The 18,067-nt window shown below is 60.8% G+C and carries 20 protein-coding genes; 9 read left to right on the forward strand and 11 right to left on the reverse strand.

Annotated elements, in window-relative coordinates; translation table 11 throughout:
• Together QZR30_RS21000 and QZR30_RS21005 are read left to right on the forward strand one after the other, a co-directional pair.
• Window positions 1-181, forward strand: a 181-nt coding sequence (locus tag QZR30_RS21000) for a CorA family divalent cation transporter (RefSeq protein WP_311904073.1), incomplete at its 5' end; no start/stop codon positions are given.
• Window positions 182-414: 233 nt separating this feature from the next.
• On the forward strand, window positions 415-2,028 hold the full coding sequence (locus QZR30_RS21005) for an inorganic phosphate transporter (RefSeq protein WP_046069219.1): 1,614 nt from the start codon (window positions 415-417) through the stop codon (window positions 2,026-2,028).
• A 174-nt stretch (window positions 2,029-2,202) separates the two neighbouring features.
• On the opposite strand, the gene QZR30_RS21010 is transcribed toward QZR30_RS21005, so the two are convergent.
• The 3 genes from QZR30_RS21010 to QZR30_RS21020 are packed head-to-tail and all read right to left on the reverse strand — an operon-like array spanning window position 2,203 to window position 4,867.
• Window positions 2,203-3,177 (reverse strand): biotin-dependent carboxyltransferase family protein, encoded by a 975-nt coding sequence (locus QZR30_RS21010; RefSeq protein WP_059397446.1) that lies wholly within the window; start codon window positions 3,175-3,177, stop codon window positions 2,203-2,205.
• The gene (locus QZR30_RS21015; protein WP_311904074.1) at window positions 3,174-4,052 is read right to left on the reverse strand and encodes a 5-oxoprolinase subunit B family protein; all 879 of its coding nucleotides are present in this window, start codon (window positions 4,050-4,052) and stop codon (window positions 3,174-3,176) included. Before QZR30_RS21015 ends, QZR30_RS21010 begins: the two co-directional genes overlap by 4 nt.
• Before the next feature lie 56 nt (window positions 4,053-4,108).
• Window positions 4,109-4,867, reverse strand: a complete 759-nt coding sequence (locus QZR30_RS21020; RefSeq protein WP_311904076.1) for a 5-oxoprolinase subunit PxpA — start codon at window positions 4,865-4,867, stop codon at window positions 4,109-4,111.
• A 105-nt stretch (window positions 4,868-4,972) separates the two neighbouring features.
• Here QZR30_RS21020 and QZR30_RS21025 point away from each other — a divergent pair, with 105 nt between their 5' ends.
• The gene (locus tag QZR30_RS21025) at window positions 4,973-5,890 is read left to right on the forward strand and encodes a LysR family transcriptional regulator (RefSeq protein ID WP_056847672.1); all 918 of its coding nucleotides are present in this window, start codon (window positions 4,973-4,975) and stop codon (window positions 5,888-5,890) included.
• Here QZR30_RS21025 and QZR30_RS21030 read toward each other — a convergent pair.
• Window positions 5,887-6,783 carry a LysR family transcriptional regulator gene (locus QZR30_RS21030; protein ID WP_311904078.1) on the reverse strand — a complete coding sequence of 299 codons (897 nt, stop codon included), beginning with the start codon at window positions 6,781-6,783 and terminating at the stop codon, window positions 5,887-5,889. The genes QZR30_RS21025 and QZR30_RS21030 overlap by 4 nt on opposite strands.
• A gap of 106 nt (window positions 6,784-6,889) precedes the next feature.
• Between QZR30_RS21030 and QZR30_RS21035 the strand changes: the two genes are divergently transcribed.
• Window positions 6,890-7,648: an SDR family NAD(P)-dependent oxidoreductase gene (locus tag QZR30_RS21035; protein ID WP_311904079.1), complete on the forward strand. Its 759-nt coding sequence runs from the start codon at window positions 6,890-6,892 to the stop codon at window positions 7,646-7,648.
• A 10-nt stretch (window positions 7,649-7,658) separates the two neighbouring features.
• Here the strand turns inward: QZR30_RS21035 and QZR30_RS21040 are convergent, their stop codons facing one another.
• Window positions 7,659-8,096 (reverse strand): multidrug/biocide efflux PACE transporter, encoded by a 438-nt coding sequence (locus QZR30_RS21040; RefSeq protein WP_311904080.1) that lies wholly within the window; start codon window positions 8,094-8,096, stop codon window positions 7,659-7,661.
• An 88-nt stretch (window positions 8,097-8,184) separates the two neighbouring features.
• On the opposite strand from QZR30_RS21040, the gene QZR30_RS21045 reads away from it, so the two are divergent.
• A complete protein-coding gene (locus QZR30_RS21045) occupies window positions 8,185-9,039 on the forward strand; it encodes a LysR family transcriptional regulator (protein WP_311904081.1) in 855 nt (284 codons plus the stop codon).
• A gap of 40 nt (window positions 9,040-9,079) precedes the next feature.
• Here the strand turns inward: QZR30_RS21045 and QZR30_RS21050 are convergent, their stop codons facing one another.
• Genes QZR30_RS21050 through QZR30_RS21060 form a run of 3 tightly spaced genes read right to left on the reverse strand, consistent with a single transcriptional unit; the run spans window position 9,080 to window position 11,118 of the window.
• Window positions 9,080-10,309, reverse strand: coding sequence for an RNA polymerase sigma factor (locus QZR30_RS21050; RefSeq protein WP_068967625.1), 1,230 nt, complete (start codon window positions 10,307-10,309; stop codon window positions 9,080-9,082).
• Window positions 10,309-10,656: a YciI family protein gene (locus QZR30_RS21055; RefSeq protein ID WP_046069229.1), complete on the reverse strand. Its 348-nt coding sequence runs from the start codon at window positions 10,654-10,656 to the stop codon at window positions 10,309-10,311. Before QZR30_RS21055 ends, QZR30_RS21050 begins: the two co-directional genes overlap by 1 nt.
• A gap of 42 nt (window positions 10,657-10,698) precedes the next feature.
• Window positions 10,699-11,118: a YybH family protein gene (locus QZR30_RS21060; RefSeq protein WP_046069230.1), complete on the reverse strand. Its 420-nt coding sequence runs from the start codon at window positions 11,116-11,118 to the stop codon at window positions 10,699-10,701.
• A gap of 144 nt (window positions 11,119-11,262) precedes the next feature.
• Between QZR30_RS21060 and QZR30_RS21065 the strand changes: the two genes are divergently transcribed.
• Window positions 11,263-11,754 carry a GNAT family N-acetyltransferase gene (locus QZR30_RS21065; protein WP_046069231.1) on the forward strand — a complete coding sequence of 164 codons (492 nt, stop codon included), beginning with the start codon at window positions 11,263-11,265 and terminating at the stop codon, window positions 11,752-11,754.
• A gap of 64 nt (window positions 11,755-11,818) precedes the next feature.
• Here the strand turns inward: QZR30_RS21065 and QZR30_RS21070 are convergent, their stop codons facing one another.
• The gene (locus QZR30_RS21070) at window positions 11,819-12,301 is read right to left on the reverse strand and encodes a GyrI-like domain-containing protein (protein WP_046069232.1); all 483 of its coding nucleotides are present in this window, start codon (window positions 12,299-12,301) and stop codon (window positions 11,819-11,821) included.
• A 197-nt stretch (window positions 12,302-12,498) separates the two neighbouring features.
• On the opposite strand from QZR30_RS21070, the gene alaC reads away from it, so the two are divergent.
• Entirely contained in the window at window positions 12,499-13,716 is a 1,218-nt protein-coding gene (alaC, locus tag QZR30_RS21075; protein ID WP_046069233.1) for an alanine transaminase, read from the forward strand.
• A 138-nt stretch (window positions 13,717-13,854) separates the two neighbouring features.
• On the opposite strand, the gene QZR30_RS21080 is transcribed toward alaC, so the two are convergent.
• Together QZR30_RS21080 and QZR30_RS21085 are read right to left on the reverse strand one after the other, a co-directional pair.
• Window positions 13,855-15,207, reverse strand: coding sequence for a GntP family permease (locus QZR30_RS21080; protein WP_034115677.1), 1,353 nt, complete (start codon window positions 15,205-15,207; stop codon window positions 13,855-13,857).
• A gap of 84 nt (window positions 15,208-15,291) precedes the next feature.
• On the reverse strand, window positions 15,292-15,825 hold the full coding sequence (locus tag QZR30_RS21085; protein WP_043051282.1) for a gluconokinase: 534 nt from the start codon (window positions 15,823-15,825) through the stop codon (window positions 15,292-15,294).
• Between the two features lie 212 nt (window positions 15,826-16,037).
• On the opposite strand from QZR30_RS21085, the gene QZR30_RS21090 reads away from it, so the two are divergent.
• Complete coding sequence (locus QZR30_RS21090) at window positions 16,038-17,069, forward strand: LacI family DNA-binding transcriptional regulator (RefSeq protein WP_162252763.1); 1,032 nt, start codon at window positions 16,038-16,040, stop codon at window positions 17,067-17,069.
• 358 nt (window positions 17,070-17,427) lie between these two features.
• On the forward strand, window positions 17,428-18,060 hold the full coding sequence (locus tag QZR30_RS21095) for a glutathione S-transferase family protein (protein ID WP_046069235.1): 633 nt from the start codon (window positions 17,428-17,430) through the stop codon (window positions 18,058-18,060).
• Window positions 18,061-18,067 lie beyond the last annotated feature (7 nt).

Here is an 18,067-nt window from a genome sequence, read left to right on the forward strand (position 1 = left end):
TCTGACGGTGGTAACGGTGCTGGCGCTGCCGATCAATATCATCGCCGGCTTTTTTGGCATGAATGTGGGTGGGGTGCCGCTGTCCCAAGACCCGGAAGGTTTCTGGATATTGGTTGCGCTGGTCGCGACTTTTACCTTGATTGCCGGGCGTTGGGCGTTCCGAAAACGCAAAGACTACTGACCTGAAATGCGGTCAAAATGTGGGAGGGGGCTTGCTCCCGATAGCGGTGGGTCCGTCAATAATTTATTAACTGACACTGCGCCATCGAGAGCAAGCCCCCTCCCACATTGGTTCTTCTGCGTTTGGTAGACCGGCGGTGCACTCAATTTCCGAAAACACTGACCTGCCGCAGCATCGCTGTAATATTTTGCAATGATCATTAAGGCCATCCTCCTCACACTGGATGCTCCGGCATGGCCACCCCTTCCCTGACTGCCTCCCCCCACGCTTCACCCTCCTCCAAACCCCGGCTGGACACAAAACCAGGCTTGTTGACGGTGATCATGTTCTTCGCCGTACTTGCCATGGGTCTGTTGTTCACCGCTTACAGCCTGATGCACGATATGCACGAAATGGGCGCCCAGCTCACTACCTGGACGCCGTTCCTGTTGCTCGGCGTGGCGCTGTTGATCGCCTTGGGTTTTGAATTCGTCAACGGTTTCCACGACACCGCCAATGCGGTGGCGACGGTGATCTACACCAACTCGTTGCCGCCGCAGTTTGCGGTGGTGTGGTCGGGCTTTTTCAACTTTCTCGGAGTGTTGCTTTCCAGTGGCGCGGTGGCGTTCGGCATCATTGCCCTGCTGCCGGTGGAGCTGATTTTGCAGGTGGGTTCCTCCGCCGGTTTCGCCATGATCTTCGCCTTACTAATCGCCGCGATCCTGTGGAACCTGGGCACCTGGTGGCTGGGGCTGCCGGCCTCGTCGTCCCACACCCTGATCGGCTCGATCATCGGCGTCGGCGTGGCCAATGCCCTGATGCACGGGCGTGACGGCACCAGCGGTGTGGATTGGAGCCAGGCGATCAAGATCGGCTATGCCTTGCTGTTGTCGCCGTTGATCGGCTTCGCGTTTGCCGCCTTGCTGTTACTGGCCCTGCGCGCCTTCGTGAAAAACCGCGCGCTGTACAAGGCACCCAAAGGCGACACGCCGCCGCCCTGGTGGATTCGCGGCATGCTGATCGCCACCTGCACTGGTGTGTCGTTCGCCCACGGCTCCAACGATGGGCAAAAAGGCATGGGCCTGATCATGCTGATCCTGGTGGGCACTTTGCCGATGGCCTACGCGCTGAACCGCACCATGCCGGCCGACCAGTCGCTGCAGTTCGCAGCGGTCGCGGAAGTCACTCAAGTTGCACTGGTCAAAGCAGCACCGCAGCCGGCAACGGGTGACTCTCGCGCCACCTTGTCGACCTACGTGCGCACCAAGGAAGCCACGCCGGAACTGGTGCCCGCCCTCGCCGCCCTCACCGGCCATATCGGCGAAGAAGTAAAAAGCTATGGCTCCCTCGCCGCCGTACCGGCCGAAGCCGTCGGCAACGTGCGTAACGACATGTACCTGACCAGCGAAACCATTCGCCTGATGGACAAGGGCAAAGTCGGCAACTTCGACGCCGATACCCAAGGCAAGCTGCAACTGTTCAAGCAACAGATCGACAACGCCACGCGCTTTATCCCGCTGTGGGTGAAGATCGCCGTGGCCATTGCCCTGGGCCTGGGCACCATGGTCGGCTGGCGGCGCATCGTGGTGACGGTGGGCGAGAAGATCGGCAAGACCCACCTGACTTACGCACAGGGCGCGTCGGCCGAGACGGTGGCGATGCTCACCATCGGCGCGGCGGATATGTTCGGGCTGCCGGTATCGACAACCCATGTGCTGTCTTCGGGTGTGGCCGGAACCATGGTGGCCAACGGCGGGGGGTTGCAGATGAAGACCATCCGCAATTTGCTGATGGCGTGGGTGCTGACCTTGCCGGCGGCGATTTTACTGTCGGGTAGCCTGTACTGGCTGTTCACCCAACTGTTCTGACACACACAGAAGGTCAAAATGTGGGGGGCTTGCTCTCTGTAGGAGCGAGCTCGCTCGCGAAAAACGCCAACGATAACGCGTGTTTTCTGAATGAACACGGCAACTGTGAGTTTTTCGCGAGCAAGCTCGCTCCTACAGGTAGTAGGGCGTGCCCCCCCTTGGTTTTGTGCTTCTTCAGGGTGTAAAGAGTCCAGCCATCGCCTTCAGGCGCTTCTTGTAGACCCGCCGCGCCTCCAACGCTTGCTCCAGTGTCACCGCCACAAACCCCGCCCGCTGGTTAGGCTGCATCTGCCCGATCAAATCCAGGTCGGCGCTGATCACCGTGCCAATCATCGCGTAGCCACCGCCCGACACCGCATCGCGGTGCAGCACAATGGGTTCAAGCCCAGCAGGCACTTGAATCGAGCCAATCGGGTAGCAACTGTCGACGATGTTCGATGGGTCGGAACCGGCGCCAAACGGCTGCTCCCGCGGCTGAAAACTCAACGCGCTGCCGCCCTTGAAGCGATAGCCAATGCGATCCGCCTCAGAGCCGACCGTCCACGGTTCGGCAAAAAAACTGCTTTTCGCCCCGTCGGTCAAACGCTCGTAATACAGGCCCGGCACCACGCGCAAGGTCACATCGCCGCCCACCGAACGACGCAACGCCATCGGCAAGCTGTTACCCGCACGTCCATTACCGCTGGCCTTGCCGATGGGCAACTGGTCACCCTCCTGCAAGCGCCGCCCGTGAAACCCACCGAGGGCGCCAAGGGTATAAGTGGAGCGACTGCCGAGCACCAACGGCACGTCGATGCCTCCGGCAACGGCGAGGTAAGTACGCGCGCCGGCCTTGGGAAACTCAAAGCGCAGCACCTGCCCGGCACGCACGGCGAAGGCGGTGTCCTGGTGCACAACTTCACCGTCCAGGCGCGGCGACATCAAGGCGCCGCTCAACGCCACCAACGCGTCCTGCTGGAACTCCAGCTCAGGCCCGATCAGCGTGCATTCCAGGCCAGCCGCACCCACGGGGTTACCCACCAGGTGGTTGGCCGCGCTCAGCGCGTACTGGTCCAGCGCCCCCGAGGGCGGAATGCCCAGGTGGTAATAGCCTTCGCGGCCGAGGTCCTGCACGGAGGTGGCGAGGCCGGGTTTGAGGACCTTGATCATGCCAGCGCCTCCTGCAGGGTTTTCGGATAGCCGATGGGGTCGGCAAGAAACGCATCGAGGGAAAACTCCACCGGGCGGATGCGCAAATCGAAACGCCCTGCTTCCACCTCGGCGACGGCCAGGTCGTAAGCCTCACGGTCCATCGGCTTGAACTGCACGATATCGCCGGGCCGGAAAAACACCATGTGTTCCTTGAGGTACGCCAGTTGCTGGGCCGGGTCGTAGATCGGTGCAGGGGTGACGCCAAACATCTGGTAGCCCCCCGCGCCGCGCACCGAGTAGATACACCCAAAGCAGCCGCCATGGCCCAGGGTCAACTTGGGCGTGTCGGTGCGTGGCCGCAAATACTTGGGCACTTGCAATTGTCGCTCGCGCTCGACCATTTGGAACATGAACGGCAAGCCCGCGACAAAGCCGACCATCGACACAAACCACGGTGCGCCACTGTGGGCGGTGATAAACGCGTCCACGTCGGCCAGGCCATTGATGCGTGCGGCGTACTCCAGGTCGGTGCTGCTGGGGTCTTGGTGGCGGTCACGAAAGCGCATCAGGGTTTCGTGGGTCCAGGGGTCGTTATAGAGCACCGGGATTTCGATGATGCGCGTGTGCAAGGTGCGCTCGGTCACGGCCTGGGCCTCGGCGCTTTGTACCGCGTCGAGCAGTACATGGGGCGCGATGCGGTCGGGGTCAAAACGAATCTGGAACGATGCATTGGCCAGGCACACATCCAGCACGCCTTCCAGTGCCATACGCTCCACGGCGCGGGTTACCGCCATGCCCTTGAAAAAGGCCTGCAGGGACATGCTGTCGCTGACCTCGGCAAACAGGTGTTCATCAGCGCCGAAGCTGTAGCGGATGGGGGACATTTCAGCCATGTCTGTTCCTCTTGGAATCATTGTAGAAAGGCAGGCAAAAAAGTGATGAGGCGTTCTTATTGGGGTGGCCTGACGTCGATGCCCGCACGGTCCAAGACTTCTCGGGTCGCTTCCACAAGTTCCAGGGCACCTGGGGTGTCGCTGTGCAGGCAGATGGAGTCGAATTCGATGAACAGGTCTTCGCCTTCCACGGTACGTACAAGCCCGGTCTGACAGGCACGCAGGACACGCGCTGCGACAGTGGCAGGGTCCAGCGCCCGAACCTGGCGGGTAAAGACGATGGAGCCGCTCAAATCGTACTCACGGTCGGCATAGAACTCGCGTACCACAGGCTGGCCCAGTTCCTTGGCAATGCGCCAGATCACCGAGTTGGGCATGCAATACAGCAACAGCGTCGGCTCGAGGATCTGCAGGTTCTGCACCAGCAGCCGTGCGGCTTCTTCATCGCGAGCCAGGTGCATGTAGAGCGCGCCGTGGGGCTTGATATGTTGCAAGTGGACGCCTTGGGCACGAGCGATTTCGCGCAGGGCGCCGAGCTGGTAGAGCATGTCGTCCACCAACTCCTGGGCCGGTGCATTGATATGCCGACGACCGAAACCCACCAGGTCACGAAAGCCCGGGTGCGCGCCGATGGCCACCCCCAGTTGCCTGGCGCGCTCGACGGTGCGGCGCATGGTGCCGGGATCGCCGGCGTGAAAGCCGGTGGCGATGTTGGCCGAGCTGATATAGGCCATCAGTTCTGCATCGACGCCGTCGCCGATGGTCCAGGGGCCAAAGCCTTCGCCCATGTCCGAATTGAAATCCACTGCCTGCATCGAGGTTGCTCCGCCAAAGGTGATGCCAGGAAAGTAGGCTGGGGCTTGACCCCTTGGGAAGATCTATTATCAGATGACCCATCTTCTGAAAATCAGATATCACCCATGTCCCTCACCTTGCGCCAAGTTCGCTACTTCGTCGCCACTGCGGAAATTGGCCAGATTTCCCAGGCGGCGATTCACTTGAATATTTCCCAGTCGGCGGTGACCACGGCGATCAAGGAGCTGGAAGCCATGCTTGGCGTACAGTTGTTCGTGCGCTCGGCCCAGGGCATGAACCTCACCGACGCCGGGCGGCATTTTCTCAACCGCGCCTACGTGATTGTGCGCAGCGTGGATGATGCCCTCAACAGCCCGTTACCGGACTACCGCGCCAGCGGCGTATTGCGCGTAGCGGCCAGCTACACGGTGCTGGGTTATTTCCTGCCGCACCATTTGCAGCGCATGGAACATTGGCATCCGGACGTGACCATCGAAGTGTTCGAGCAGGAACGCCAGGCCATCGAACACGGCCTGCTTGACGGCCAGTTCGACATGGCCGTGGTGCTCACCGCCAACCTCACCCACGCGGATATCGTCTCTGAAATCCTATTCAACTCCGAACGCCGCCTATGGCTGCCCAGCCATCACCCATTGTGCGAACGCGGTGCCGTGAGCCTGGCGGATGTGGCGCAAGAACCGTACATCCTGCTGACCGTCGATGAGGCCGAACACAGCGCCATGCGCTATTGGGAACAGGCCGGGCAAACACCCAAGGTGCGCCTGCGCACCAGCTCGGTAGAGGCGGTACGCAGCATGGTTGCCAATGGCAGCGGCGTGGCGATCCTGTCGGACCTGGTACACCGGCCCTGGTCCCTGGAAGGCAAGCGTATCGAGACACTGACCGTGACCGACCCGGTGACGCCCATGAGCGTCGGCCTGGCCTGGCACCGCGAGCGCGCATTCACCCCGGCGATGCAGGCGTTCCGCGATTACTTCCACGATGCATTCCTGGCGCCGCAGCAGTTGTCGGCGCGCCGTTAAAGATGGGCTTGCAGGGTGGCAGTCAACCAGTCCATGAACACCCGCACCCGCAGCGGCAAATGCCGCTGGCCGGCGTACAGTAAATATACGTCAAGGGGCGGTGCCTGGTAATCCGGCAGCACCGCCACCAAGTCGCCGCTGGCCAATAGATCGCGGATCCCCAGATGGGGCACCTGGGTAATGCCAAACCCACCCAGGCACGCCGACTGGTAAGCATCGGTGCTGTTGACGGTCACCCTTCCTGCCATCGGCAACCGTTGCACCTTGTTGCCCACCATGTATTCAAACCCTGCCGAGCGTGCGCCCAGGGGCCGTACGTAGTGCACCAACTGGTGATTTGCCAGGTCAGCCAGAGTCTGCGGCACGCCATAACGTTGCAGGTACACCGGGCTGACGCAGTTGACCATCGGCATGCTGCACACCCGTCGCGCCACCACGGTTTGATCGGGCTGGGCCCCGACGCGCACAACACAGTCGAAACCTTCGGCGATCAGGTCCACCTGGCGATCCGAGCCGCTGATCTCCATGTCGATAAGAGGATGGCGTGCCATGAACGTGGGCAAGTTCGGCAGGATCAAGCCCCGCGCCATGACATTGGGCATGTCTACCCGTATGCGCCCGGCCAATTGGGCTTCGTCCTGGCGGAACAAACCTTCCAGCTCTTCCATATGCGCCAGCAGATCCTTGCTGCGCTCGTACAACACACGACCATCCTGGGTCGCCTGCACCTTGCGTGTGGTGCGTTGCAGCAGCCGCGCACCGAGCAGTTCCTCCAACGCCTGCACGTGCTCAGACACCGTAGAGCGCGGCAGGCCCAGGCTCTGGCCGGCCTGGGTAAAACTCGACAACTCAGTGACGCGCACGAAGGTGCGCAGTAACTCAAGCTTGTTCATGGGATTGTTCGCCTTATCCGGCCAGTGATTCCGATATCCGCCTGTTTATCACGTTATGACCGGACAAATACACTCAGTCCCACTGACCCCACCTGAGGACTGCACCATGACCCGTAAAATCGCACTTATTACCGGCGCCAGCCGCGGCCTGGGCAAAAGCGCCGCACTGCACCTGGCTGCGCAAGGCGTAGACATCATCGGCACTTACCACAGCGCAGCGGCCGAAGCCCAAGCGGTGATTGCCCAAGTGCAGGCATTGGGTGGCCGCGCCGCCATGCTGCAACTGGACGTCAGCCAAAGCGCAGGCTTCGATGGCTTCGTCGCCCAGGTCGGCGCGCTGCTCAAGGAGGTGTTCGCCCAGGATCACTTCAACTTCCTGATCAACAACGCCGGGATCGGCGCCCACGCCAGCTTTGCCGAGACCACCGAAGCACAGTTCGACCAGTTGGTGGCGATCCACTTGAAGGCGCCGTTTTTCCTCACGCAGAAACTGCTGACGCTGATCAGCGATGGTGGGCGCATCATCAATATTTCCAGCGGCCTGGCGCGGTTCAGCCTGCCGGGCTATGCCGCGTACGCGTCGATGAAGGGCGCCATTGAAGTGCTGTCGCGCTACCAGGCCAAGGAGCTGGGCCCACGCGGTATTACCGTGAACACCCTGGCACCGGGCGCGATTGCCACTGACTTCGGCGGCGGCGCAGTGCGCGATAACACCGATCTGAATACGATGGTCGCCAACAATACCGCCCTGGGCCGTGTCGGCTTGCCGGACGATATTGGCGGGGCGATTTCGAGCTTGCTGGCCGATGGCAGCAACTGGATCACCGGCCAGCGGATCGAGGCGTCGGGGGGGATGTTCCTGTAGGCAGCGGCGCCTATTGGGTGACTGGGGTTTTGTTGACGATTTTTTCACGCAGTACGTCATAACCCCAGTGATACACATAGGTATACGGCAGGAAGAACAACAGCACGCCGATGTCGAGTATGAACGCCTCCAGCAGGCTGATCTTCATCAAGGCGGCAATCAACGGCACCGCCATCAGAATCAGGCCGCCTTCGAACAGCAGCGCGTGCACCACCCGGGTCCACCCGTCGTTGGCCAGCTGCAAGCGTGTTCTGAGGCGGTCGAACAGGCTGTTGAAAATAACGTTCCAGCTCAGGGCCAGCAGGCTGATGCCCAGGGTCACGGCGCCCATCTCCAGCGCCGGCCTGCCGGTGATCCACACCAGCAACGGCGTACAGATCAACAAGGCCAGCCCTTCGAACCCAAGGGCTTGTAAAATACGTTCAGTAATGGATTTGGTAGGGTTCATGACCCGGCTCCGTGAGTGACGAGGGTTGCCATGATCAGGCTTTGACTCGATACTTCATAACCAATAACCATCGATCAAGGCGATAGTCATGGCGTCCCATGAAGTGCTCCAGGCGTTCGTCCAGGCCGCAACCCAAGGTTCGTTTTCCGCCGCGGCGCGCAAGCTGGGCAAGAGCCAGTCCACCGTCAGCGCGGCGGTGGCCAGCCTTGAGATAGACTTGGATGTAGTGCTGTTTGACCGCAGCAGCCGCAAACCGACCTTGACCCCGGCAGGCCATGTACTGCTGCAACGCGCCGAGCAGGTGCTGGAGGCCAGCAGCCGCCTGGAATTGACGGCGAGCCAATTGGCCACGGGGTTGGAACCGAAGCTGACCATCGCCATGTCAGACACCTACCAATCGCAGCGCTTCGAAACCACCATCATCGCGTTTGCCGAACGTTATCCGGACCTGGAACTGGAATGGCTGATTGCCGAGTGCGATGACCTGATCGACCTTGTACAAAGTGGCCGAGCGCAAATCGCATTTATCGAGCAGCAGGAGGAGTACCCGCCGGACTTGACCCATTCGCCGGTCGAGGAACGTACCGAAACGGCCCTGTTCGTTTCCCCCCAGCATGCCTTGGCCACGCTGGAAAAGGTTGACCAGCAGGCATTGAAACAGCATCGGGAATTGCGCCTGGCGAGCATCGTCAAACCCTATGACAATCGCGCTGCCGGGCGGGTCTGGTCGGCAGCCAGTTACCTGATGCTGATGGAAATGGCGCAGTTGGGTTTCGGCTGGGCGCCCCTGCCACGCTGGCTGGTGGAACGTTTTGGCAATGGCAGCCTGCAGGAACTGAGGGTGCGTGGCTGGCCGCGGTCGGTGACGGTGGATGCGTTGTGGTCGCGCCAGCATCCGCCGGGGCCGGCGGGGAGTTGGTTGCTGGGGCAGATGCTCGAATGAGCCAGTGAGAACAATGAAGCCCCCTCCCACATTTGGAGCTTCATTGTCTGGGGGATTTGAGTTCGGTCAGGCGTCGCTCCAGGAAGCGTTTTTCCGGGGTTTGCTGGGTCAGCGACAGGGCTTTTTCGTAAGCTGCACGGGCCTCTCCAACCCGTCCCAACTGCCGGCAGAATTCCCCCCGCGCCGAATGCGCCAAGTGGTAATCCTGCAACTCACCGCGTTGCAAAATGCTGTCCACCAATGTCAATCCAGCCGTCGGTCCCTGTTCCATCGCCACCGCTACCGCACGGTTCAACTCGACCACCGGCGATGGCATGGCCCTGAGCAATACATCGTAGAGCCCGACAATCTGCCGCCAATCAGTCTGCTCGGCACTCGGCGCCTCGGCGTGCACCGCCGCAATCGCTGCTTGCAGGCAATATGGCCCGAAGCGTCGCGTGGTCAGCGCCTGCTCCACCAATGCGCAGCCTTCAGCCATCAAGGACGTATCCCACAGCCCACGATCCTGAGCATCCAACAGCACCAATTCACCATTGGCCGAGGTGCGTGCCGGGCGGCGCGATTCGTGCAGCAACATCAACGCCAGCAAGCCCATGACTTCCGGCTCCGGTAGCAACTCCATCAGCAAGCGGCCCAGGCGAATGGCCTCCGCGGTCAAGTCTTCACGGGTGAGATCGGTGCCTGTGGAGGCCGAGTAGCCTTCGTTGAACACCAGGTAAATCACCCGCAGCACGCTGTCCAGGCGCTCGGGCAACTCGCCACGGGACGGCACTTGATAGGGGATTTTCGCTTCACGGATCTTGCCCTTGGCACGCACGATGCGCTGGGCGATGGTGGTGGGTGTGGCGAGAAACGCGTGGGCAATGGCCTCGGTACTCAGGTCGCAGATCTCGCGCAAGGTCAGCGCCGCCTGGGCATCGGGCGCCAACGCCGGGTGGCAGCAGGTGAAGATCAGGCGCAGGCGATCGTCTTCCACGTCTTCATCACTCCACTGCGCTGCTTCCAGTGTGTCGGCCTGCTCTTGCAGCAACGGGGTAAACCGCGCCTGGCGACGTAGACGGTCGATGGCTTTGAAGCGACCGGTTGATACCAGCCAGGCCCGTGGATTATCCGGCACACCGTCCTCGGGCCAGCGCTGCACGGCGACGAAAAATGCCTCGTGCAGCGCCTCCTCGGCCAGGTCGAAATCACCCAGCACACGAATCAGCGTTGCAAGCACACGCCGTGACTCGCTGCGGTAAACCGCTTCGACCTGGCCATTGAGCGTCATTAAGCTAGTTTCAATTCACGTACGGGGCGTACTTCCACACTGCCGACCCGGGCTGCCGGGATGCCGCCGGCTACCTGGAGCGCTTCGTTGAGGTCCCTGGCTTCGATCAGGTAGAAGCCGGCGAGCTGCTCCTTGGTTTCGGCAAATGGCCCGTCGGTGATCGACACCTTGCCATTGCGCATACGCACGGTGGTGGCAGTATTGACCGGCTGCAGCGGCTCGGCGGCGAGCATGCGTCCGCTGGCCTGGACGGCCTCGGCGTAGGCAAGACACTCCGGGTCCTTGGGGCTGTCGGGCGAGGTGTGTAACAGCTGTTCGTCGCTGTAGATCAGGCACAGGTATTTCATGATGTTCTCCGTTTTCGGCCTCCTGACTATAGTTCGCAGTGCTCAAGGTTTCAGGTCGAACAGCGCCGTGCCGCTTTGCATATCGAACGGCGTCGACCAGTGCTCATGCACCACTTTCCATTGGCCATCGATACGCTGGTAAGCGGCGGTGACGCGCATCCAGCAGGTCTTGAGTACACCATCCGGACCGGTGCCACCGCAGTGCGCCAGCCAGTGGGCGAAGGCGCTGTCCTGGGCCTGAATGATGCGCAACTCATGAAACTCAAAAACGCCTGGGCCCGGGCAATGTTCCATGCACGTCTTCCAGTGTGCACGATAGGCCTCCCTGCCCTTGAATTGCAGCGCGCCAACCGCATCGAATGCGACGATATCGTCGGCGTAAAAGCTGACAATCTTGTCGATATCCTGGGATACCACGGCTTGTTTCCATTGCTCGATCAGAGTGTTGATTGCAGTGCTCATGGCGATGACTCCTGGGTTGTAAAATCACGGAAGACACCCTTAGTCGAACGGCCTTGTGGCAAATCGACAGGCCATGGAAAAATAATTTACCCCGCCACAAACCCGATAGACTGCAGTCTTCATTGCAGCCGTTCGGATAATCCGATGCAAACCCGCCTTGTTGCCTATGAGGCGCTCAATGCTGTGCAACAACAGCAAGTCAGCGCCATCGAAGTTCATCCTGAACAACTGCCGTTTTGCGGCGATATGTATTGCGCCCTCAATACGCTGCTGGTCAACCCGAGCCCTGGCGTCAAAGGTTTTGCGCTGTTGGCCGATGATATCCCCGTGGCCTTTCTCCTACTCAAGCGCCCACCCTGCCTGCCCCATTGGGCCGATGAACACTGCGCCACACTGCATGCGTTGCAAGTAGATCGGCATCAGCAAGGGCGTGGGTTCGGCAAGGCGTGTTTGCAGGCACTGCCAACCCTGGCGCTTGAGGTGTGGCCGCAGATCAAAGGGTTGGAGTTGTCTGTGGACACGCACAACCCGGCGGCAATGGGGCTGTATCTGGGGGCTGGATGGGTGGACAGCGGCGAAGCGTACAAGGGACAGGTTGGGTATGAGCGCCGGTTGAGTTGGATCTTCAATTCATAACGGTAATGTCACGCAAACACGACGTTGACGCGTGCCTGTCGTGTTTACATGACATCGGCGAGCGTCAGCCCCGCTCTCCAACCGGCAACCAGATCTCCACCGCTCCCGTGCCCTTTCTCGCGTCAAAATCTGCGCTATAGCGCTCGAAATCCGCGCCCATCACCTTGTAACCCGAGTGCGGCAGCCATTCGAACATAATGCGCTCGTAGGTTTGCTCAAGCGCCTGCACCGGCCCGTAATGCGGGAACACCGCATAGTTGAGCGGCGGGATTTCGATGAACTCAAAGTTGCTCGGCACATCGCCCTTGCCTGGGACTTCTACCCCGGCCATGTAATCAAACTCGCCGTGGTGGGGGTTGTGGCAAACGCCGTAGGTCACGCGGCCAACGCGCTTCTTGATGTCTTTAATGCACGTGTCAAACAACTCCCATAACTTGGGGATATCGCCCACGGTGGCCTTCGAATAACGCCCTTGTACACCGGCGATCACCAGGGCTTTGCCGGCTTCCATGCGTGGCTCCAACGGTTGTTTTGTCTGCTGATCCATACGAACAGTCTCCTTCTTATGAGGGAACAAACCCGCATCGAGTATAGGGGCATATCCCGGTCGCGCTCCATGTACAATTTTTTCCCGCGCCATCTGGACAACACGCCATCATCGCCCGTATTGTCTGCCCCGCAGGCCACCGCAGTGGCCGACGTCGCTCGGACGGTTCCGGGCGCTTACGTACTCTCGAGGCAACAATGGCCGACCAAGGTTCGCCGCGCCGCTTTGCGCGCATAGATCGACTCCCCCCTTACGTTTTCAATATCACTGCCGAGCTGAAGATGGCTGCGCGTCGGCGCGGCGAAGACATCATCGACTTGAGCATGGGTAACCCCGACGGCGCCACGCCACCGCACATTGTGGAAAAAATGGTCACCGTCGCCCAGCGTGAAGACACCCACGGCTACTCCACCTCCAAAGGCATCCCGCGCCTGCGCCGGGCGATTTCGCGCTGGTACAAGGACCGTTATGAAGTGGATATCGACCCCGAGTCGGAAGCCATCGTCACCATCGGTTCCAAAGAGGGTCTGGCGCACCTGATGCTGGCCACCCTGGACCAGGGCGACACCGTGTTGGTGCCCAACCCCAGCTACCCGATTCATATCTACGGTGCCGTGATTGCCGGCGCCCAGGTACGTTCGGTGCCGCTGGTGCCGGGCGTGGACTTCTTCGATGAGCTGGAACGGGCGATTCGTGGCTCGATCCCCAAGCCGAAGATGATGATCCTCGGTTTCCCGTCCAACCCCACCGCGCAGTGCGTGGAGCTGGATTTCTTCGAACGGGTCATCGCCCTGGCCAAACAGTACGACGTGCTCGTGGTTCACGACCTGGCCTACGCCGACATCGTCTACGACGGCTGGAAAGCCCCGTCGATCATGCAAGTGCCGGGCGCCAAGGACATCGCGGTGGAGTTTTTCACCCTGTCCAAGAGCTACAACATGGCCGGCTGGCGCATCGGGTTCATGGTGGGCAACCCGGAACTGGTCAACGCCTTGGCGCGGATCAAGAGCTACCATGACTACGGCACCTTCACCCCGCTGCAGGTGGCGGCGATTGCGGCGCTGGAAGGCGACCAGCAGTGCGTCAAAGACATCGCCGAGCAGTACCGCCAGCGCCGCAATGTGCTGGTCAAGGGGCTGCATGAACTGGGCTGGATGGTGGAGAACCCGAAGGCGTCGATGTATGTCTGGGCGAAGATTCCCGAGCAGTACGCCGCCATGGGCTCGCTGGAATTTGCCAAGAAACTGCTGCTGGAGGCCAAGGTGTGTGTATCGCCTGGGATTGGCTTTGGCGAGTATGGCGATGATCACGTGCGCTTTGCGCTGATCGAAAACCAGGACCGGATCCGCCAGGCAGTGCGGGGGATTCGTGGCATGTTCAGGGCGGATGGGCTAGTACCCAAAGCCAGCGTCTAACTCGGTCAAAATGTGGGAGGGGGCTTGCTCCCGATAGCAGTGGTTCAGTCGATACATCTGGTGACTGATCCACCGCCATCGGGAGCAAGCCCCCTCCCACATTTGATTGGGTTTTCACCCCAGACTGTGCGGTGTGGCTTACACCACCAACGACAGCAACATGATGAAGATCAGCGCCACGATCGACAGAATGGTCTCCATCGCCGTCCAGGTCTTGAACGTCTCGGCCACGGTCATGTTGAAGTACTGCTTGACCAGCCAGAACCCGGCATCGTTGACGTGCGACAGGATCAACGACCCCGCCCCCGTCGCCAGCACCAGCAACTCGCGGTTAACCCCCGGGATCATCCCCACCACCGGCACCACAATGCCCGCGCCGGTAATGGTCGCGACGGTCGCTGAGCCCGTGGCAATCCGAATCACCGCCGCCACCAGCCATGCTAGCAGGATCGGGTTGATCTGCGCGTTCACGGCCATATGGCCGATCACGTCACCCACGCCGCTCGTGACCAGCATCTGCTTGAAGCCACCACCGGCACCGATGATCAGGATGATCGCCGCGGTCGGCGCAAGGCTGGCGTCGAGCAGCTTGAGGATCTGCTTGGAATGGATGCCCTGGCGATGGCCAAAGGTGTACAGCGACAACAACAAGGCCAGCAACAGCGCGGTGATCGGGTGGCCGATCATGTCCATCCAGTTGCGCACCACATTGCCTTCGGCAAAGGCGATGTCGGCGAAGGTTTTCAGCAGCATCAGGAACACCGGCAGCAGCACGGTGACCAGGGTGATGCTGAAGCTCGGCAGGTTTTTGTTTTCAGGCTCGCGGGCCAGTTGATCGACCAGCTCCTGGGACGGGTTGCCCGGGATGTACTTGGCGATAAAAGTACCGAAGATCGGGCCAGCGATGATGGCCGTCGGCAGCGCAACGATCAGGCCGTACAGGATGGTCTTGCCGATGTCCGCACCGAACACGCCGATGGCCAGCAACGGGCCCGGGTGCGGCGGCACCAGGCCGTGCACCGCCGAGAGGCCGGCGAGCAGCGGGATCCCGATCTTGATCAGCGACACACCGGTACGCCGCGCCACGATAAACACCAGCGGGATCAGCAATACAAAGCCGATCTCGAAGAACAGCGGGATGCCCACCAGGAACGCGGCGAACATCATGGCCCACTGAACCTTCTCTTTGCCGAAGGCGCGAATCAGGGTCTGGGCGATCTGGTCGGCACCGCCGGATTCGGCCATCATCTTGCCGAGCATCGTGCCCAGCGCGAGGATGATGCCGACAAAGCCGAGCACCCCGCCGAAACCGTCCTGGAATGCCTTGATGATCTTGTCCACGGGCATGCCCGAGGTCAGGCCGAGGAAGCCGGCCGCGATGATCAGTGCAATGAACGGGTGCACCTTGAACTTGGTGATCAGAACGATCAACCCGATGATAGTGACCACTGCATCTAGCAGCAGGTAAGACTCGTGGGACATGCCAAACATGGGGGGTCTCTCCTGTTTGTTGTTGTTATTAAAGCGGGTGTTGAATTTCCTGCCGGGGATAGCGCTATCTTTTCCGGCAAAAAATTAATGAGTTGGTTCAAAGCCGTGCTTGAGCCACCAGGCGTTGGTCTGCTCGGCCAGTTCCTCAACGCTGTCTTCACTGGCGTTAAGCGCCAGGGTCAGCGGCTCGCCCTTGGGCGACTCCAGGGTGGCGAACTGGCTGTCGATCAGGCTGGCCGGCATGAAATGGCCGGGCCGGTGGGACACACGGTCGGCGGCGACTTCACGGGTCAGCTCCAGGAATACAAAGCCCAGGCCCGGCGCGGCTTCGCGCAGGTGGTCGCGGTATTTCTTTTTCAGGGCCGAACAGGTGAGCACCGGATGCTCGCCCGCCTTGAGCGAGCGGCGCAGTTCATCGCACAGGATGTCGAGCCAGCCGGCGCGGTCGTCGTCGTTAAGGGGGTGGCCGGCGCTCATCTTTTCGATGTTCGCGGCGGGGTGAAAGCTGTCGCCTTCAATGGCAGTGGCGCCGTTCAGGCGGCACAGGGCTTCGCTGACGCTGGACTTGCCACAGCCGGAAACACCCATGATGACCAGGGCGGTAACAGGTTGACTCATGAAACACCTCAGGACGCAGATAGCGCTACCTTTGCACAGCATAAGGCTAGTGCAAAAACAGGCTTTTCCCGCGCCGACTTGTCATTTTTATGGAGTGACGCGTGCATCTGCTCCAATCATTCGAACCGGATCAGGCAACCCTAGGTTCAATAATTTGCAGCCCTTTGGAGACAGCGCTACCTTAGTGCCTCGATTTTTGTTTGGCAAGCCGCCTGATGACCTCCAAGAACGATAAAAATACCCGCACGACGGGCCGCCCTACCCTCAATGAAGTTGCACGGCTGGCCGGGGTCAGCCCGATCACCGCCTCACGCGCCCTGCGCGGTATCAGCAGCGTCGCCACCGAACTGGTGGAAAAAGTCCAGCAGGCCGCCGCCGAACTCAGCTACGTGGTCAACCCCGCTGCCCGTGCCCTGGCCTCGGCCCAGAGCCATTCGGTGGTGGTGCTGGTGCCATCGTTGTCCAACCTGCTGTTTATCGAAACCCTGGAAGCTATCCATCAGGTACTGCGGCCCAAGGGCTTTGAAGTGCTGATCGGCAACTCTCATTATTCGCGTGATGAAGAAGAAAACCTGCTGCGCAACTACATGTCTTACCAGCCACGGGGGTTGCTGTTGACCGGATTCGACCGCACCGAAAGCGCGCGACGAATGGTCGAGACCAGCAATGTGCCGTGCGTGTACATGATGGATCTGGACCCCAATGCCGGGGTGAACTGCGTGGGTTTCTCACAGTTGGCAGCAGGCGAGACGGCGGCGGCGCATTTGCTGTCCCGGGGGCGTAAGCGCCTGGCCTACATTGGCGCGCAGTTGGATCAGCGCACGTTGTTGCGCGGTGAAGGTTTCCGCCGCGCCTTGCAGCAGGCGGGCATGTACGACCCGGCGCTGGAGCTTTTGACACCCCGCCCCTCCTCAGTGGGCCTGGGCGGCGAACTGTTCCTGCAATTGCTGGCAGCGCATCCGGATGTGGATGCGATCTTCTTCGGTAACGACGACCTGGCCCAGGGCGCCCTGCTCGAAGCCCTGCGCCATGGCATCAAGGTGCCTGAACGCGTGGCAGTGCTGGGCTTCAACGACTTGCCTGCATCGTCATTCATGGTGCCGCGCCTGAGCAGCATCAGCACGCCACGAGAAGCCATTGGCCGCAGGGCGGCGGAGCATTTGTTGACCATCATGGCGGGCAACAAGATCGCCAAGCCGGTGGTGGATATGGGGTTTGAGTTGCAGGTGCGGGAGAGCACCTGACCCGCTCGTTCCCACGCTCTGCGTGGGAACGATCAGAAGTCTGCCTGTGTTAATGGCGGCTGTGCGTAGGACACTTTCGGGTGCGCCGGCTTTGAGTGTCCACCGGTCTACTAACCTGCGTACAGCTGCCACCCTCGTTTAACTCGCTGCTCGGCAAGGCCATGGACCAGCACACACCACGCTGCTGAGACCTTACTCGGTCCAAATGTGGGAGGGGGCTTGCTCCCGATTGCAGTGGGTCAGCTATCTGTAAGTTGACTGACCCACCGCTATCGGGAGCAAGCCCCCTCCCACATTTTTTAACCATGCCCGCTTGCGCCCTGCTAGATTGACCACTTTCCATCGCCAGGGAAGAACCATGGGACATTCACTGAAAATCTTGGGCCGCACTTCCTCCATCAACGTGCGCAAAGTGTTGTGGACCTGCCAGGAACTGGGCATCGACTATGTGCGCGAGGACTGGGGCATCGGCTTCAAGCCCACGCAGTCCACCGAATTCCTCGCCCTGAACCCCAACGCGCAAATACCTGTGCTGATCGACGACCACGGCGTGCTGTGGGAGTCCAACACCATCTGCCGCTACCTCGTCGGCCTTTACCAACGCCACGACCTGCTGCCTGTCGAACCGGCGCCACGGGCCCGTGTCGAGCAGTGGATTGACTGGCAAGCCACGGAACTCAACCGCGCCTGGAGCGATGCCTTTACCGCCCTGGTACGCAATAACCCGGACGGCCTCGACGCTGCGCAGATCGCCGCCGCGGTGCAGGTATGGAACGACAAGATGGGGATTCTCGAACAGCAGCTGGCCAAGACCGGAGCCTATGTGGCCGGCGAGGAATTCTCCCTCGCCGACATTTTGATCGGCCTCTCGGTACACCGCTGGCAGGCAACCCCCATGCAGCGTCCGCCCTACCCAGCCATTGCCGCCTACTATCAGCGGCTCAGCCAGCACGCCGGTTTCAAGACCTTCGCCCTCGACGGCCACAACTAAGCACAGG

It is taken from the genome of Pseudomonas sp. rhizo25, assembly GCF_031931935.1.
In the GTDB taxonomy this organism is placed as follows: Bacteria; Pseudomonadota; Gammaproteobacteria; order Pseudomonadales; family Pseudomonadaceae; genus Aquipseudomonas; species Aquipseudomonas synxantha.

Excerpts from the sequence above, each read along its gene's own strand:
- QZR30_RS21005 (WP_046069219.1), top strand. The coding sequence starts at position 415 with ATGGCCACCCCTTCCCTGACTGCCTCCCCCCACGCTTCACCCTCCTCC.
- QZR30_RS21010 (WP_059397446.1), bottom strand. The coding sequence starts at position 3,177 with ATGATCAAGGTCCTCAAACCCGGCCTCGCCACCTCCGTGCAGGACCTC.
- QZR30_RS21015 (WP_311904074.1), bottom strand. The coding sequence starts at position 4,052 with ATGGCTGAAATGTCCCCCATCCGCTACAGCTTCGGCGCTGATGAACAC.
- QZR30_RS21020 (WP_311904076.1), bottom strand. The coding sequence starts at position 4,867 with ATGCAGGCAGTGGATTTCAATTCGGACATGGGCGAAGGCTTTGGCCCC.
- QZR30_RS21025 (WP_056847672.1), top strand. The coding sequence starts at position 4,973 with ATGTCCCTCACCTTGCGCCAAGTTCGCTACTTCGTCGCCACTGCGGAA.
- QZR30_RS21030 (WP_311904078.1), bottom strand. The coding sequence starts at position 6,783 with ATGAACAAGCTTGAGTTACTGCGCACCTTCGTGCGCGTCACTGAGTTG.
- QZR30_RS21035 (WP_311904079.1), top strand. The coding sequence starts at position 6,890 with ATGACCCGTAAAATCGCACTTATTACCGGCGCCAGCCGCGGCCTGGGC.
- QZR30_RS21040 (WP_311904080.1), bottom strand. The coding sequence starts at position 8,096 with ATGAACCCTACCAAATCCATTACTGAACGTATTTTACAAGCCCTTGGG.
- QZR30_RS21045 (WP_311904081.1), top strand. The coding sequence starts at position 8,185 with ATGGCGTCCCATGAAGTGCTCCAGGCGTTCGTCCAGGCCGCAACCCAA.
- QZR30_RS21050 (WP_068967625.1), bottom strand. The coding sequence starts at position 10,309 with ATGACGCTCAATGGCCAGGTCGAAGCGGTTTACCGCAGCGAGTCACGG.
- QZR30_RS21055 (WP_046069229.1), bottom strand. The coding sequence starts at position 10,656 with ATGAAATACCTGTGCCTGATCTACAGCGACGAACAGCTGTTACACACC.
- QZR30_RS21060 (WP_046069230.1), bottom strand. The coding sequence starts at position 11,118 with ATGAGCACTGCAATCAACACTCTGATCGAGCAATGGAAACAAGCCGTG.
- QZR30_RS21065 (WP_046069231.1), top strand. The coding sequence starts at position 11,263 with ATGCAAACCCGCCTTGTTGCCTATGAGGCGCTCAATGCTGTGCAACAA.
- QZR30_RS21070 (WP_046069232.1), bottom strand. The coding sequence starts at position 12,301 with ATGGATCAGCAGACAAAACAACCGTTGGAGCCACGCATGGAAGCCGGC.
- alaC (WP_046069233.1), top strand. The coding sequence starts at position 12,499 with ATGGCCGACCAAGGTTCGCCGCGCCGCTTTGCGCGCATAGATCGACTC.
- QZR30_RS21080 (WP_034115677.1), bottom strand. The coding sequence starts at position 15,207 with ATGTTTGGCATGTCCCACGAGTCTTACCTGCTGCTAGATGCAGTGGTC.
- QZR30_RS21085 (WP_043051282.1), bottom strand. The coding sequence starts at position 15,825 with ATGAGTCAACCTGTTACCGCCCTGGTCATCATGGGTGTTTCCGGCTGT.
- QZR30_RS21095 (WP_046069235.1), top strand. The coding sequence starts at position 17,428 with ATGGGACATTCACTGAAAATCTTGGGCCGCACTTCCTCCATCAACGTG.